At 52.8% G+C, this 12,857-nt stretch carries 16 protein-coding genes; 9 read left to right on the top strand and 7 right to left on the bottom strand.

All coding sequences use genetic code 11. From position 1 onward, the window contains the following. Nucleotides 1–1,570, top strand: a 1,570-nt coding sequence (locus BLR16_RS29000; RefSeq protein WP_092194595.1) for a tyrosine-type recombinase/integrase, incomplete at its 5' end; no start/stop codon positions are given. Nucleotides 1,571–1,671: 101 nt separating this feature from the next. Here the strand turns inward: BLR16_RS29000 and xopG are convergent. Further along, nucleotides 1,672–2,223, bottom strand: coding sequence for a XopG/HopH/AvrPtoH family type III secretion system effector (gene xopG / locus BLR16_RS25590; protein ID WP_235205507.1), 552 nt, complete (start codon nt 2,221–2,223; stop codon nt 1,672–1,674). 558 nt (nt 2,224–2,781) lie between these two features. After that, the gene (gene xopJ / locus BLR16_RS25585) at nt 2,782–3,822 is read right to left on the bottom strand and encodes a YopJ family type III secretion system effector XopJ (protein ID WP_074805420.1); all 1,041 of its coding nucleotides are present in this window, start codon (nt 3,820–3,822) and stop codon (nt 2,782–2,784) included. 418 nt (nt 3,823–4,240) lie between these two features. On the opposite strand from xopJ, the gene BLR16_RS25580 reads away from it, so the two are divergent. Then, entirely contained in the window at nt 4,241–5,302 is a 1,062-nt protein-coding gene (locus tag BLR16_RS25580; RefSeq protein ID WP_092194591.1) for a DUF4113 domain-containing protein, read from the top strand. A 253-nt stretch (nt 5,303–5,555) separates the two neighbouring features. Further along, nucleotides 5,556–5,906 carry a DUF3742 family protein gene (locus tag BLR16_RS25575; RefSeq protein ID WP_241689279.1) on the top strand — a complete coding sequence of 117 codons (351 nt, stop codon included), beginning with the start codon at nt 5,556–5,558 and terminating at the stop codon, nt 5,904–5,906. Nucleotides 5,907–5,948: 42 nt separating this feature from the next. Here BLR16_RS25575 and BLR16_RS25570 read toward each other — a convergent pair whose 3' ends face one another. From BLR16_RS25570 to BLR16_RS25550, 5 genes are read right to left on the bottom strand one after another with little or no spacing between them, the layout of a single operon-like run. Beyond that, nucleotides 5,949–7,481: a conjugal transfer protein TraG N-terminal domain-containing protein gene (locus tag BLR16_RS25570; protein ID WP_092194587.1), complete on the bottom strand. Its 1,533-nt coding sequence runs from the start codon at nt 7,479–7,481 to the stop codon at nt 5,949–5,951. Further along, nucleotides 7,478–7,852: a hypothetical protein gene (locus BLR16_RS25565; protein WP_024662518.1), complete on the bottom strand. Its 375-nt coding sequence runs from the start codon at nt 7,850–7,852 to the stop codon at nt 7,478–7,480. The genes BLR16_RS25570 and BLR16_RS25565 overlap by 4 nt, the downstream gene beginning before the upstream one ends. 2 nt (nt 7,853–7,854) lie before the next feature. Continuing rightward, nucleotides 7,855–9,246, bottom strand: coding sequence for an integrating conjugative element protein (locus BLR16_RS25560; protein WP_024662519.1), 1,392 nt, complete (start codon nt 9,244–9,246; stop codon nt 7,855–7,857). Beyond that, nucleotides 9,243–10,181 (bottom strand): TIGR03756 family integrating conjugative element protein, encoded by a 939-nt coding sequence (locus BLR16_RS25555; RefSeq protein ID WP_024662520.1) that lies wholly within the window; start codon nt 10,179–10,181, stop codon nt 9,243–9,245. Before BLR16_RS25555 ends, BLR16_RS25560 begins: the two co-directional genes overlap by 4 nt. Continuing rightward, nucleotides 10,178–10,609, bottom strand: coding sequence for a TIGR03757 family integrating conjugative element protein (locus tag BLR16_RS25550; protein WP_161437875.1), 432 nt, complete (start codon nt 10,607–10,609; stop codon nt 10,178–10,180). Before BLR16_RS25550 ends, BLR16_RS25555 begins: the two co-directional genes overlap by 4 nt. Before the next feature lie 331 nt (nt 10,610–10,940). Between BLR16_RS25550 and BLR16_RS25545 the strand changes: the two genes are divergently transcribed. The 6 genes from BLR16_RS25545 (at nt 10,941) to BLR16_RS25520 (ending at nt 12,763) form a co-directional block, all read left to right on the top strand. Continuing rightward, on the top strand, nt 10,941–11,192 hold the full coding sequence (locus tag BLR16_RS25545) for a PapB/FocB family fimbrial expression transcriptional regulator (protein WP_005783306.1): 252 nt from the start codon (nt 10,941–10,943) through the stop codon (nt 11,190–11,192). A 76-nt stretch (nt 11,193–11,268) separates the two neighbouring features. Then, entirely contained in the window at nt 11,269–11,460 is a 192-nt protein-coding gene (locus tag BLR16_RS25540; RefSeq protein ID WP_024662522.1) for a hypothetical protein, read from the top strand. A gap of 102 nt (nt 11,461–11,562) precedes the next feature. After that, the gene (locus BLR16_RS25535) at nt 11,563–11,826 is read left to right on the top strand and encodes a hypothetical protein (protein ID WP_005746404.1); all 264 of its coding nucleotides are present in this window, start codon (nt 11,563–11,565) and stop codon (nt 11,824–11,826) included. Between the two features lie 120 nt (nt 11,827–11,946). Next, the gene (locus tag BLR16_RS25530; protein WP_005746405.1) at nt 11,947–12,135 is read left to right on the top strand and encodes a hypothetical protein; all 189 of its coding nucleotides are present in this window, start codon (nt 11,947–11,949) and stop codon (nt 12,133–12,135) included. Between the two features lie 98 nt (nt 12,136–12,233). Then, on the top strand, nt 12,234–12,458 hold the full coding sequence (locus BLR16_RS25525; RefSeq protein ID WP_005746406.1) for a hypothetical protein: 225 nt from the start codon (nt 12,234–12,236) through the stop codon (nt 12,456–12,458). Between the two features lie 53 nt (nt 12,459–12,511). Beyond that, on the top strand, nt 12,512–12,763 hold the full coding sequence (locus BLR16_RS25520; protein WP_161437874.1) for a hypothetical protein: 252 nt from the start codon (nt 12,512–12,514) through the stop codon (nt 12,761–12,763). Nucleotides 12,764–12,857 lie beyond the last annotated feature (94 nt).

Here is a 12,857-nt window from a genome sequence, read left to right as displayed (position 1 = left end):
CCATCGAAGCGTGGGCATTGCCAGGCTGGTTGGCAAAGTCTCCCATGGTCTAGCTGCGCTGGGTATTCTGGATAAACCGTTACGCAAGCGTGGCTGTGCTGACTGGCGTGAAAAGAGTATCGAGGGTATTGACCCTGTCTGGGTCAGTTGGTGTCGCCGCTGGCGAGACACCTCAGCCTTACGTCCCCGTACACGGGAAAGTAACTACAGCTTCATGTTGAGAACCGGCATCTGGTTGGCGCGCGAGCAGCCGTGGGTGAGCTCCCCCGTCGATTGGAACACATCAACCTGCGCGGCCGTCATCGCGGCGATTGACCGTATGACCGTTGGTGAGTGGGCTTTGGAGTCAGCGCTCGGTACGAAATTGAAAGGGCTTGGTCAACCGATTGCACCGAACTCAAAACGAGCGTTTCTGCATGCCTTACGCCGTTTTTTCATCGACTTTGAACTGTGGGGCTGGGGACGTCTAAAGTTCAGCCCCCGACATCACCTGGCCACACCCCGTACTGTGGCGTTCAACTCGGGTATCAATCCACGCGTTATCGACGACTCCAGCTGGCTCAAGCTGGTCTGGGCGAGCCTAAACCTGGAGCGTAAGGATTTGCTCTCGGAAATTCACTACCCCTTGGCGATGGTTCAGGCGGCGGCTGTTGTGTGGACACACACCGGGCTACGCAGTAATGAAATTATGCGGTTGTCCGTGGGGTGTGCGCATGCCCAGCCCCATGAGGTGGTACACGAAGACGGAACCACAATTCCACCAGAGACCTTATGCTACCTCGATATTCCAGCCAGCAAGACATTCAAGGCTTTTGTCAAACCCGTGGCGGCGGTGGTTAAAGAGCGAATCGACGCCTGGCTTCAAGAAAGACCGGTGAACCAGGCACCACTTGTGGATGAACGATCCGGGGAGAAGGTCAGTTACCTGTTTCAGTTTCGGGGCAAGCGCATGGGCGCGGGAGTCATCAACCGTACGATTATCCCGATGCTATGTGCCAAGGCAGGTGTCCCGCTAGACGACAGTCGGGGTCGTATTACCAGCCATCGGGGGCGCGCCTCGGTCGTGACTGCATTGGCGAGTGTTCCGCAGGGCATGTCGCTAATGGAGCTGATGCAGTGGTCTGGACACAGTTCGCCCAGTTCTACGCTACATTACATCCGCATCCGCCCCACAAAGCTGGCGGCATCATTTGTCAAAGCTGATCAAATGTCACACATGGTGTCAGTGCTTATCGACCACGACGTAATCGCACGACGTTCATCGGATCCTTATACCTTTTATGATCTGGGCGATTCCTACTGTTCAAATCCGTTCTGGAGCAGTTGCCCCCATCGAATGGCGTGTGCCGGCTGTGATTTTAATGTTCCTAAAGCCAGCGCCCGAGCGCAGGCGTTGGAAAGTAAAATATCCATCGGACATTACTTGGAGGCCGTGCCTCTAACTGCCGATGAGCGAGCTATTGTCGAAGGTGACCTAGCAAAATTGGATGGGCTTATACGCAAGCTCGATGATGTACCGACGCTGGATGGCAGAACGCCCAGTCAAATCGAGGCGAAAAAAAATCGATAATCATGGGCGTCCTAATTCGGCGTTTGTCTTAATTCCTTCTGTGCGAAATGAGATATAATCGCCTGTGCTCATCGCTAAAAAATAACTTACAGTAGGTTGCCCTATTGATGTGGCCTGTACTTCATGCGCAGAGGCAAACCGTGTTCAGCTCGGACGGAGTTCTCTGACGGTTTTTTTGTAATTGAATAGCGGTACTTATCTAATCCAACGGCCCTAAGTTCCTCTTTGCCAGATCCCGTACGTGGATTATAGCGATCTCCGCCATCCGCTAAGGAACTGCCACCTAACACATGTCGAGCATGAACGAGCTCATGAGCCAGGGTCGTGATTTTGTCGTCGTTATCCATTCCAAGGTGTAACGGTGAGCCATTCTGATTTAAGCGTATGCTTGCGTTGTCTGGTGACCAGCCAATAATCGCGTTGCTTCCTTCACCTTTGGTAAAGGTCCCCTTTCGTGATAGCTGTGATGCAATGTGCCGATTCTCGTTAAAGTTTTCTGGTTCGTACTTTTCCAGCTGCCTCCTGCTCAGAACAGCTTCGGTATAACACTGGTTATTTATTTCAATCTCTTTTAGCGTGACTTTTCTATCTTTTTGACTGGCAAGAGTGGATATTTTTCGCAATAGCTTATCGCCAGAGGGGGCGGCGCTGATATGGTCAAGTGCTTCCTCTGCTTGTTCTTTGAATGTGTGAGCTGCTGTCGGTTCGTTACTGAGGGGGCGATATAGATGCCTGGATATCGAGATGGAGTGATCATAGTTATCCTGAAAAACTAATTGAGTTGATCTGGCGAGTATGTGATTGCTTGAGATTTAGACTATTGGTGTTACTCCAGTTGCTGATGAAATAGTTTGGTAGGGAGTCCAATGGATCATCCAGGATGAACTGAAAATTACACTCCCGTATGCATAATTCTACGTCATAAATATGTTGCGGTGCTTGAGTGGCCCTCGAGATGGATTCGGTTCCATACAAAGGTTACGCGGTGTCCAATCAGTATTCGTCGATAAGGGTCGAGCTGGGGTGGAAGCGACTGCCGTGCAGGCGTTGATTAATACGACACATGCCGTATCCTAATGATTCACGTCGCTCACGAGAAAGTCTCAATTGGCTTTGGTACCGAGAGCCATCGTCATTGATAGTCATGAAGGAAATCTGCCGTGGCGATATGAATTCCTTCACTTTAGTGAATAGCTTCGGTACCAAGTGCTTTAGGATTCTATCGCTTTTCTTATTTTTCGTAGTCTCGAAGATTCAATGGACATACTGTAAGATCGCTCACTTCTTTGAACTCGAAAGTCTGCTACTCTCTCTGATAACGTCTGATGAGCACTTTCTCTGTTAGTGCTAACATTTCTATCTGCGAGCTCTGGCTGTTCTTCAATGGCATCGTTTATTGTTGACCTTGAATGAGCGTGTTTGAAAAAAACTGCTGGGAGAATTTTAGTGCCATCTATAACTTCAATTCCGCTGACTGTCTCGGACTTATGCTCTCTAGGTTGAAAACAACTACCGTTTTCTCGAAGGCTATCATGAAGGCTGTCAAAAATAGTATCCTTCTGATATGCGGCTAGAGCATTATTTAGAGAAAAAATAATACAGTCATATTTGGATTTTTGAGCTCCAAGTTGGATGACAGCCATGCGGCCGTTATCCTGAGCGTAATTTTTTACGTTGTTATGCATCTGAAGATAGCCAGGCAGGAAACCGGTGGCATTGTTACTTTTTCCATACGCCAGCGCAGACTCAATGATTAACATTGTGCGAACGTCATCCTGATTGCGGACGTCTATTGCGACATGGTGCCGAGAGTTTGGACTCAGCCTCACAACTGACCGCCAGCATGGCTCCTGAGAAGTCATGAATTCCTGGAAAAAATCCTGAGGAGATGTATGATGCTTTAGATTTATATTTGAAAGTCTTTGATTATAGGTGTCTGTTAGGTCTCCGATATTTTCGATATCCAATTCCGTTATTTCAGGAGTTGATCCAATTTGTGCTGCTTGAGCTAGTGCTGTTCGAGCATAGTATTCCAGTCTAGGAGTTATATACCCTGACTGCCTGTTCAAGGCCTCTTTAAGGGCAATAGCTTTGTCTTTAGCTCTATCAGGAATAGAACGGAACTCAGGATGCGTTTCGGTTACTCTACTAGAGCCAGTCTCTTCAGGCTCTGGAGTACTAGAGCCTGAGTTGTATGATGCGTAAGTATTGTAGTCTGAAGTTGTGCGGGGTTTTGATGCACAAAGTCCCATGGCATGAATCCTCAATGAAATTTCAACAGCTAAGTGGGTGGTATTAGAAAAAAGGTTCCGTCCATGATGTGAAATTATTTTTAGGTACCGCACGAAAAGTGTTGTCGCATGCGCTGTATATTGCAAGTTAGTGAGACCGTGGCAGCAGAGCTTGCTGCCAGCTTGTCGAAGCACATCACGATGCTGCGTTCTCCATCAGCCAGCCAAACATGCGTTCGAAGATGTTGCGGTGCTAATATTTGGGGCAATCAAACAGTCGCGTTGGGCGTAGGTGTTATCGCTGGCTTGTCCGCCTGACAGCAGGGATCGCAGAGCCGCATCCCGGGGGATGCTTTGACTGAATAAGCCTTGTTTGATAATCAAACCAAGAGGGGATTAAACTTCGCTGTGTACTTGACAGATCCTATAGTTATGGGGTTTGGCTGATTTTCCATTCCACATAAACGGCGACATGAGCGAGCGTGTCATGTCGATCATTGAGTCGATGGTACCAGCCTCTGAGATCTACAGCATTGATGAGGCGTTTGCAGACCTCACTGGGATCCCTGGAGATCTAACAGCTTTCGGTCGACGCATCCGGGCGACCATTCTCAAATGCACTGGCATTCCTGTGGGTGTTGGCATCGGTCCTACGAAAACGCTAGCCAAGCTGGCCAACCACACTGCAAAGCGACTGCTATCCCATACCGGCGGTGTTGTGGACATTTGCGACGTGCATAACCGCAACTGGGTACTGCGTAATACGGCGGTCTCAGAGGTCTGGGGGGTAGGGAAGAAGATGAATGCCCACCTAGAGGCGATGAACATCCGTACCGCAATGGACCTTGCGACCGCCGACCCGCGTACTCTGCGTGACCGGTTCAGCGTGGTCATTGAAAAGACCGCACGTGAGCTGGCAGGTACTTCGTGCCTGGAGCTGGGCGAAGCTGCACCACCGAAGCAGGAGATCTGTTGCAGCCGAATGTTCGGAAAACGGCTAACCACCATTCAGCCTATCAAAGAGGCGGTGGCCACCTACACTCAGCGTGCGGCCGAGAAGCTCCGTTCTCAAAACTCGCTGTGCAAGAAGATCCGCGTCAGCATCCGTACCGGCATGTTCAATCCGGAAGAAGCCAAGTACGCCAACGGCGCTTTGGTTGAATTGCCATACCCCACCAACGACGTGCGCTTGATGACCAGGGCGGCGACTGAGGCAGTGAATCGTTTGTTTCGACCGGGGTTCAAATACAGCAAAGCTGAGGTTCTGTTGCTGGATCTGAGACAGCCTGGCGAATTTACGGATGACATGTTCGCTGCTTCGCAGCCGGCATCTTCAGAGAAGGTGATGGGAGTCCTGGACGAGATCAATACACGCTGGGGCAGAGGGACTTTACGAGCTGGGAGTGTTCCTTCTAATCCGGAGTGGGCTATGCGTCGCGAGCTGATGAGTCAAAGTTATACGACCAGGCTCGATCAGTTGTGGGAGGTGAAAAGTGTGTAGCAGCTCTGGAATGGTAGGGATGGAAGCGCGGATGCACTTGGATTACTGGGACAGTATTTCATTCGAAAACGCTGTCGAACCGTACAGCTAAACGGTTTGATCCAGTTGGCCGGCTATTCGTCGGAAGGTTGATTTCCAAGGGGAAGTAGGTTGAATATGAGCGGGTATACGTCTATAAATGATGTCAGAAAGACATATTTGAGTGGGTCACGAGGTGGCTATGAGCACAGTTAAAGTACAAGGCAGCGCTGCTATGCGGATCGGGCAAGGCCTGGGACGTAGTGTGGCTGCGGTTCTGCGCTTGGAAAAAGCTTTGTGGTCATCTATCAGCCGCGTCGGGATGCCAGCACTGATTGTGAGCCCTGTGAAGTGGGCCGTCCGGTTGGCTACGATCGGATTCATCGCTTTTTTTGCGGCTTGGGGATTACTGTACGTTGTGGGAGTGATCGCGATAGTCGCAATTGCAATTGGATTGATGAATACGTCAACCCAAGGCGATGCTTTGAGCCATTCTCTTAAGGAGGAAGAGCTACCCTATGGGATGGAGTCCAACGTCTTCGGACAGACCAAGGGGTGGTTTGATTCTGATAGTGAATACAAATAAAAAAAAGACCAGCTTTCGCTGGTCTTTCTTTATTCTGCGCTGTTACTTTTTTACCTGATTTATAATTTCTCCAGCTCCTTTTCCCCCTGCGGCTTGGGCAGATTTTGTTCCCTCGCTTAGCCCATTCATGAGTGAGCCAAGCTTCATTCCGGTCCAGCCCAAGGCAACTACCCAAAAGCTCGGAAGTACTAGGAACATGGCACCCATTACGAAGTCCAGCAGCAAGTCTCCCTGAGCATTGCTGGCCCCAAACACTGGGTCAAAATTGGAGTGGGGAACGTTACTGCCGATCCCGTTCCCGTAAAGGGCGTCCAAAATCGTGCTATCCACCCAGCGGGCCAGCTGGAACCAGAAGTCCACGAAAATCAAGGCAAATGCTGCGAAAGTCACCGTCATCACGACTTTCAAGTCGAACGCCCCGATCACCAGTACAAACGGAATGCAAATGATGAGAGCCATCTTCAGGAAGGCCATCACCATGGGCGCTGCTTGCCTTACACTGTCCATGGCTGGATACATCACAAGGGATCCTGCTGCCTGACCAGCTGTAGCTGCAAGGCGTGTAAAGTCATTTAGCACAGAGCCACCGACTTGACCGCCATAGTCTGAATAAACCTGACCCTGGGTCAGTTGCTGCTTCCTCGGAGAGACCAGATCCCGGATGACCGAGTCGCTCACTTCGGTCTGGGTCATGAATTTTGCCCACTGAGCAAGCTTGCTCAGCAGATCCGGACTGACCTGTTCCAGCAGCCTGGCTCTGAGCCCGACGCTTCCATCCGACCACCATTGAGTGCATGTAGGAAACCCACCACCACCAGTGGTTTGTGGCAGGCCCGCGTCCCGGGTTGCGTCATAGGGCCATTTGGTTCGGGGAGTGTGTGACCTGAACCCAGAGAAACCGTCGCTGTAATAGCCGGATGTTTGCAGGAAGAAGTGCGAACCGATCCAGTTGACGTCGTTGAGTTGATCATTGCTGAGGGTAGGCTGGGTCATGAACAGCTTTGCGCGCGCACGTGCGTAGCAATCGTTCGTGAAGTCAGCGACCTCCTGGGCAAGCAGCGGATCGTTGATGCGGGCCTTGTTGACGTCCATCCGTACCTGTTGCAAATCCACTCCACAGGGAATAGCTGCGACTGAGGCCGCAGTTGCTGCCTTGGACATCGCATGCACAAACAGCCACCAGACGGGCACTGTGGCGCTTTTACCGTTCAGCGTACTGAAGGATGTTTCCCAGCCCGTATCAGTCGGATTGGGTATTGAGTATTGGCACTGCTCTGAGCGGCTTCGGTCGAACTGGATGGTATCAATGCTGACGTTTACCAGAGGCATGCAAGCCAGGATGATGACTAGGATTGCCGTGTAGAACCGGTTTTCTACTCGGGCCAACGAGAGGACGCCCTTGTTGCCCTCATCAGCTCCCTCACCGCGGGCTCTGAGCCATTCGCTGATGACAATGGCGGCAAAGGGGGCTGCGAAGAGTCCGCTGTCCTCGATCATGTTCCAGATGCCGCCGTTTATGAGCCATCCGACCAACGTCAGGTAATACTCAAGGTAGTCATTCGTGTGCAAGATCATGGCAGGTCAACTCCCGCTACAGTGGCGGCGCGCCGAAGCTCGAAAAGGAGAATGATGAAGATGGCCATGACCTCGCAGCGACGAAGTCCCGAGGGGAATAGATTTGTGTCTGATGCTCGCTGTTTGAGGGTGCGCCTTAGCCTGTACCAGCCGAGCCCTATCGCCGCATAAAGCGACAGCCGCCAGGCCAGCATGTAGTTGTAGTGCGCTTTTTGCCATTCCCTGAACTGCTCGATATCTCCAAAGAAATGTACGATGGCTGTCATGAAAATCACAGCCAGAACAATGGTCAGCAAGACCGGCCAGGTGAACGACACAAGCGCCTTTGCGCCCCTACGTAGCCATCCCTTGGCAACCGGCAATGAACTCATGATCAGTTACCTTTCGCAGGGTTCTGCAGCTGCTCTAGGCGGTCGGGGGTTGGATCGCCTTGAAAGATGCCCTTGGAACTGTCCTTCCGGCTCTGAGCCCTCTGTAGAATGGCTGTCGGTGAGTTGCTGGCCAGGTTGCGACGCATATCCAGCTCGGTCTTCAGGTTATCAATTTCCTGTTGCAGGCTGCTGTTCTGCTGACTGACCGCCTGCAGGGCCACATCGTTGGCAGCAATGTTCGGCTCTTTGCTGCCGGTAAACATGGTGCGCTGAAGCAGTAACGCTTTGCCGAGAACCTCAGATAACGCGACCTCTGAAGCAAGACGTTTAGCGAGGATATCCTGGTCATGCTCAGTCCTGAGTGCCTCGACCACACCACGGGTAACAGGCAGAGAATCGCTGCTCGCTGCAGTCAGGTTTTCTGAAGTGAGGGCCTTGCTGCCTGAGATCAATTCCTGCAGCGCCTTGAGCTTGGAGTCGTAGGACTCCTGTATGAGAGGTGTGAGCCCAACGCCGGCAGTGGAGGTTGTTTTGGTGCAATCCTCACAAGTGCGTTGTTGTTGCTCTCCAAGTACCCGGTTGGCGAACGTGGTAGCTGCCTGAGGCGAGGACCAGGTGGAACACACCATGCCGTTGTTGCAGGCCGAAGGACTAATGGACGATGTATCGGCAGCGCCGCGTCCGTTCAGCAAGTTGTACCCCGCTCGGGTAACGTCGCCTACGACCTTGATAGGTTGCTGGCCAGATCCGCCAGCCTTATTCCCTCCGAGCCACGTAATGCCGTCATTCCCTCCCTGCTTTTCGACCTGTGCAACGGCTGAGACAGCATCTGTGTTCCCGTTCTTCACCGCCTGACTCATAGCCTGGCCCTCGGCGATCTTGTTCCAGCCCATCTGTCCTCCGGCGACATCGAGCATCTTGTCAGCAATGGCACGGCAAGTGCCTTTGGAGCGGTCGAAGTCAAGACGACCCTGCAGAATGCCGTTGGTGAGCAGGTTGTACAAAGCCGGATTAGCCCGCTGGATAATCAGGCCTGGTAGTGACGACACGGCGCTGGTAGCGTTTGAGATCATCGACCCCATGATCGTCTGAAATCCGGAAGTTGCTCCATTCAACTGATTCTGGAGCGTGTTGTTCATGCTCATGTTTCCGCAGACCAGGTTGCTGTTCCAACCACCGCCGATGCTGATGCTATCCATATTCCCCGCCGTACCCATCGTCACAGCGTTGCCGCCTCCAACGCTGTAGAGCACGTCGTCACCGATCACGCTGCCCGATGAGCTTGCACTGATTCCCGGGATTTCGGCGAAAGCACTATGGGCTGTCAGGGTGCTCATGAATGCAATAGTCAGAAAGGCAGCGCGGCGCATAGTTGAAGTCCTCTTGATCATCATTGAAAGTCCGTACTGCCAAGAAAGGTTTGTCCTTCCCGCTTGCAGCAGGAATACGGGCGCCATAACGCCCAGGCGTAACCACCATCGGTTGCCTGCACACGGGGCTGGGAGTTTGGAAATACCGCGCAGCTTTGACTGAGGGTCGGCGTCAGCTCTTGCCACTTACCGGTGGTGGCGTCGGTCTCGATCAATTCTCCTGCAGGCCAGTAGCCTGGCTGGGGCTGTGCCAGAAGCGGTTGATAAACATGAACCTGGCCGCTGCGAGTAACCACGTCACCAGCACGCTGCGCGATCACGGATGCCGCCTTGTAATCGTCGGCTTGATGGATAAAACCACTGCGAGGGTAGACGCTTCCCCACATGTCCCCCGACGTCAGACCACCCACCTCTCGACGGCCGGGAATCAGTGCTTCTGGATACACTGATTCTGGAACGCCGTAACGCCAGGCGACGGTGTCCAAAGTGCTCAGCAGGTAGGGCATGTAGGGCGTGGCAGCGCCCTGACAGGCATAACCCGAGGCGCTGGCAAACTTACTGAATGTTGCTCCTCCGGGGTGGCCTATGACGTCAGCGTTTTTGAATTTAGCCAGGCTATCTTCGTTGTTGTGATTGGTGGTTCCGTCACCGCCATCCTGGGCGAACGAAGTTGATGAGCTTAACGAAGAGACCTCAACCCACGGGTTCTCACCGGTATTCGAGTAGCTTGAGACGACAGCGTCTGGGACGAAGTGACGAACCTTGGTCGACGTCTTTACCTTGCATCCAAACGGGGTGCAGAGCAGCCAGTAGCAGATTCCGACCACCTTGTACTCTAGGCAGTCAGGCGACAGGGTTGAGGCGACCAGGGTGGCAGATGTCACGGTGCCCGCTGCTGCTGGCCAGGTTGAGATCGAGAAGGCCAAGGCTGCCCACGCTGGAGGCTTTCGCAGGTTCATCGCGGGGCGTCTCCCTGGCCAGATGCATTCTGATGATTGGCGGCGGCGCGCCACTGGGCAATGCGATTTTCAGCCGTTGTAGCGTTGGTTCCCCCGTACACAACAAACTTGCGGTCGACCACCACTGCAGGCACCTTCGTTACCCCCATGCTCCAGGCGTCTACGAGGTCTTGTTGAGCCAATGCCAGATCTCGTTGCAAGCGCTGCGCATCGCTGCTCTTGAGGCGTTGCTGCATGATTGAGATGGCTTGTTGCTGATTCGCCGGCAGTCCTTCAGAGAGCTTGGCCTCAAGCCGTTCTGATTCGTCCAGTAGGATCAGCCGGACATGTGCCGGTGCCTGGACTGGATGGTTCCGGTCAGTAACGATCCACGTCTCCGCGTTCGAGAAGGGGACCTGTACGGCCGCAATCAAGATCAGGAAGGTCATGCTGTTCTTGCATCTGAAGCGATAGGGGCTGGAGGGGGACATTAGGCAGTACCTGCAGGTGGTGTCAGGTACAGAAAACGCGATTAATGAACTGTCGTCAGTAGGAAACCGTTATCGAGACGGTTGGGGTTTGATGGCGTCTGCTAGGGCCATGCGGCCGCCATCAAGCAGCAGGCGCGGTAGTGGTTGAGGGAAACAGCATTGCTAGCGTGCCTGTAAGGTTAAGGTAGATGTTGGAAGTCGCGTATAGGTCCAGAATCCTCCGCAATCGCCGTGCTTAAGATTTCCGATTACGGTAAAGTTCCTGGTCCACCGTGTGTCTGGAGTTTCGATGTCACAGCTCAAAGAGTCAGGGTTGATCCCAGGCAAGGTCACGTCTCAGCACTTCGACGTTCTGCTGTCGTTTACCGGAATCAGAGGGAAGATGCTTGAGGCAGCGCTGCGTGCGCATTTCGTCGACGGCCTGTCACAGCGCGATGCAATCCAACAGACTGGCGTGAATCAGAGCTTGCTGTCTCGGAAGGCTGCAGCGTTGCAGGTCATGAGTGGACGTCTTGAGGATGCATCAAAGTATTACCGATAACGGAAATAAAAAGCTTTCAGAGTATTTCCGAATACGGTAATGTGCCCTCATCCAATCGAATCACTGGGGGCAGCAAGTGAGTTCCAAGCCGCATAAAGTCAAGCGTCCTGCACTAGAGCACATACTCTGTCACCTATCGCTGGAAGTGGCATTTGAAGTTGCTCATGCACGCTGGCCGGGCGTGAAGTTGGGCTACATCGGTACTGACCGCAAGACCTTCCAGCATTACTTTCAGGAATGGGGCAATAACGAGCCCTTCATTCTTTGAGCAAATATCGCCCATGTATACCACTAGCCCTGCCCTCAAAAGCGGGGCAGAGGCCGTAGAAGGATGCCCCTTTGGCATCCAATTCCTTGAAGGGCTGACCCGATGCCTCTACCGAAACGCAAAAGCATGACCCTGCGTGAGCAGGAAACCGCTGCTAAGGCCCAGTGCCACGACTGGAACACCACACACCCTGAAGGGGTGGCCGTATTCTACGAGGAGCTGTTGGGCTCTGGTGAAAAGATCAAGACCAAAACTCGCGGCAAGGCATACGTCATGTGCTGCGAGCCGGTTATCATGGTGGAGGATGTTTCGGGTGCTGTATCCCTTGACCACTGCACTGTTGTTGCTGGGCACGCAGTTGCATAGGACACCCAGTGCCTACCGCCGGCCTGGTTGCCGCTCAGCTTCACTCCAAGCCTCGCTTCGTGCGGGGCTTGGCCAGTAGAAACACACGACTTTTCACCAAAAAGACACAAGGAACGTCTTATGAAATTAGCAGTGGCTCAATTGATTGCGGTTTTGGCTTCAATAGGTCTTGGAGAGGCAGGGCAGCGCACTGCAGATCTGGCCTACAGCGGGGCATTTATTATTGCTCTGCTCTTGGGATTTGTTCTGATGATGGCAGCCCTTGTGCGCGAGGTCTTTGAAGCGCTGCGTGAAAAGTCATTGATATGATAGGCAGAGCTGCCTAACAGGCTCGGTTCGCCGAGCTTGTAGGTAGTCGATTCAATGATTCGGCTGTAGATAGCCCCACTCAGAGCGGAAAATAGACGATGAAAGACAATGACCCGATTGCCCAAATCTTGGAGCGGGCCCGTCAGCGCATCGAGCAGGTGGCCATAGCTGGCGACCGTGAGGTGATGTTCCACGTTGCGGCTGAGGCTCAGGGTTGGATAGGCGCTTTGCAGGCAGAGAATTTGCTGGGTAATGAGCAATGCGAAATGCTTGATGCAGAATTGAAAGTGGCCGTTTCAAAGTGGGATGGTGGTGCAAAGTAAGTAATCTGGACCGCCTATTGCCGCCAGGTCCTATCCGAACAGGAAATTCAGGCATGACCAATCTCTGTGAAGCCTTGCGCGCAACTGCCAATAGGTGGCGAAAGATCAACCAGGATCACCGTGGCGGCATTGTGATGATCTGGCAAGGAACTGTGTACGGTTGGAAGGATTCATTGCGTGACGCGAGCCATGAGCGCCCAGGTGTATTCGCAGTGGATGAAACTGGCCACATTTTCATCGCCTCTGGAGGTGATGAATATAATGGTGCAAAAGGCTGGGTGGCGGCTGACCTGGACGAACAGTAGGGTGATGCGATGAAAACGATTCTGCTTTATTTAGTGCTAATTTTGGGGGGCACGGCTGCTGTCGTGGCCGGTACAGTAGCATTGGGGTATGACT

Source organism: Pseudomonas sp. BS3767, from assembly GCF_900099665.1.
Classification (GTDB): domain Bacteria; phylum Pseudomonadota; class Gammaproteobacteria; order Pseudomonadales; family Pseudomonadaceae; genus Aquipseudomonas; species Aquipseudomonas cerasi.
This window is presented reverse-complemented; position numbering and strand designations above follow the sequence as displayed.

Excerpts from the sequence above, each read along its gene's own strand:
- xopJ (WP_074805420.1), bottom strand. The coding sequence starts at position 3,822 with ATGGGACTTTGTGCATCAAAACCCCGCACAACTTCAGACTACAATACT.
- BLR16_RS25575 (WP_241689279.1), top strand. The coding sequence starts at position 5,556 with ATGCGGATCGGGCAAGGCCTGGGACGTAGTGTGGCTGCGGTTCTGCGC.
- BLR16_RS25570 (WP_092194587.1), bottom strand. The coding sequence starts at position 7,481 with ATGATCTTGCACACGAATGACTACCTTGAGTATTACCTGACGTTGGTC.
- BLR16_RS25565 (WP_024662518.1), bottom strand. The coding sequence starts at position 7,852 with ATGAGTTCATTGCCGGTTGCCAAGGGATGGCTACGTAGGGGCGCAAAG.
- BLR16_RS25560 (WP_024662519.1), bottom strand. The coding sequence starts at position 9,246 with ATGATGATCAAGAGGACTTCAACTATGCGCCGCGCTGCCTTTCTGACT.
- BLR16_RS25555 (WP_024662520.1), bottom strand. The coding sequence starts at position 10,181 with ATGAACCTGCGAAAGCCTCCAGCGTGGGCAGCCTTGGCCTTCTCGATC.
- BLR16_RS25550 (WP_161437875.1), bottom strand. The coding sequence starts at position 10,609 with ATGACCTTCCTGATCTTGATTGCGGCCGTACAGGTCCCCTTCTCGAAC.
- BLR16_RS25545 (WP_005783306.1), top strand. The coding sequence starts at position 10,941 with ATGTCACAGCTCAAAGAGTCAGGGTTGATCCCAGGCAAGGTCACGTCT.
- BLR16_RS25535 (WP_005746404.1), top strand. The coding sequence starts at position 11,563 with ATGCCTCTACCGAAACGCAAAAGCATGACCCTGCGTGAGCAGGAAACC.
- BLR16_RS25530 (WP_005746405.1), top strand. The coding sequence starts at position 11,947 with ATGAAATTAGCAGTGGCTCAATTGATTGCGGTTTTGGCTTCAATAGGT.
- BLR16_RS25525 (WP_005746406.1), top strand. The coding sequence starts at position 12,234 with ATGAAAGACAATGACCCGATTGCCCAAATCTTGGAGCGGGCCCGTCAG.
- BLR16_RS25520 (WP_161437874.1), top strand. The coding sequence starts at position 12,512 with ATGACCAATCTCTGTGAAGCCTTGCGCGCAACTGCCAATAGGTGGCGA.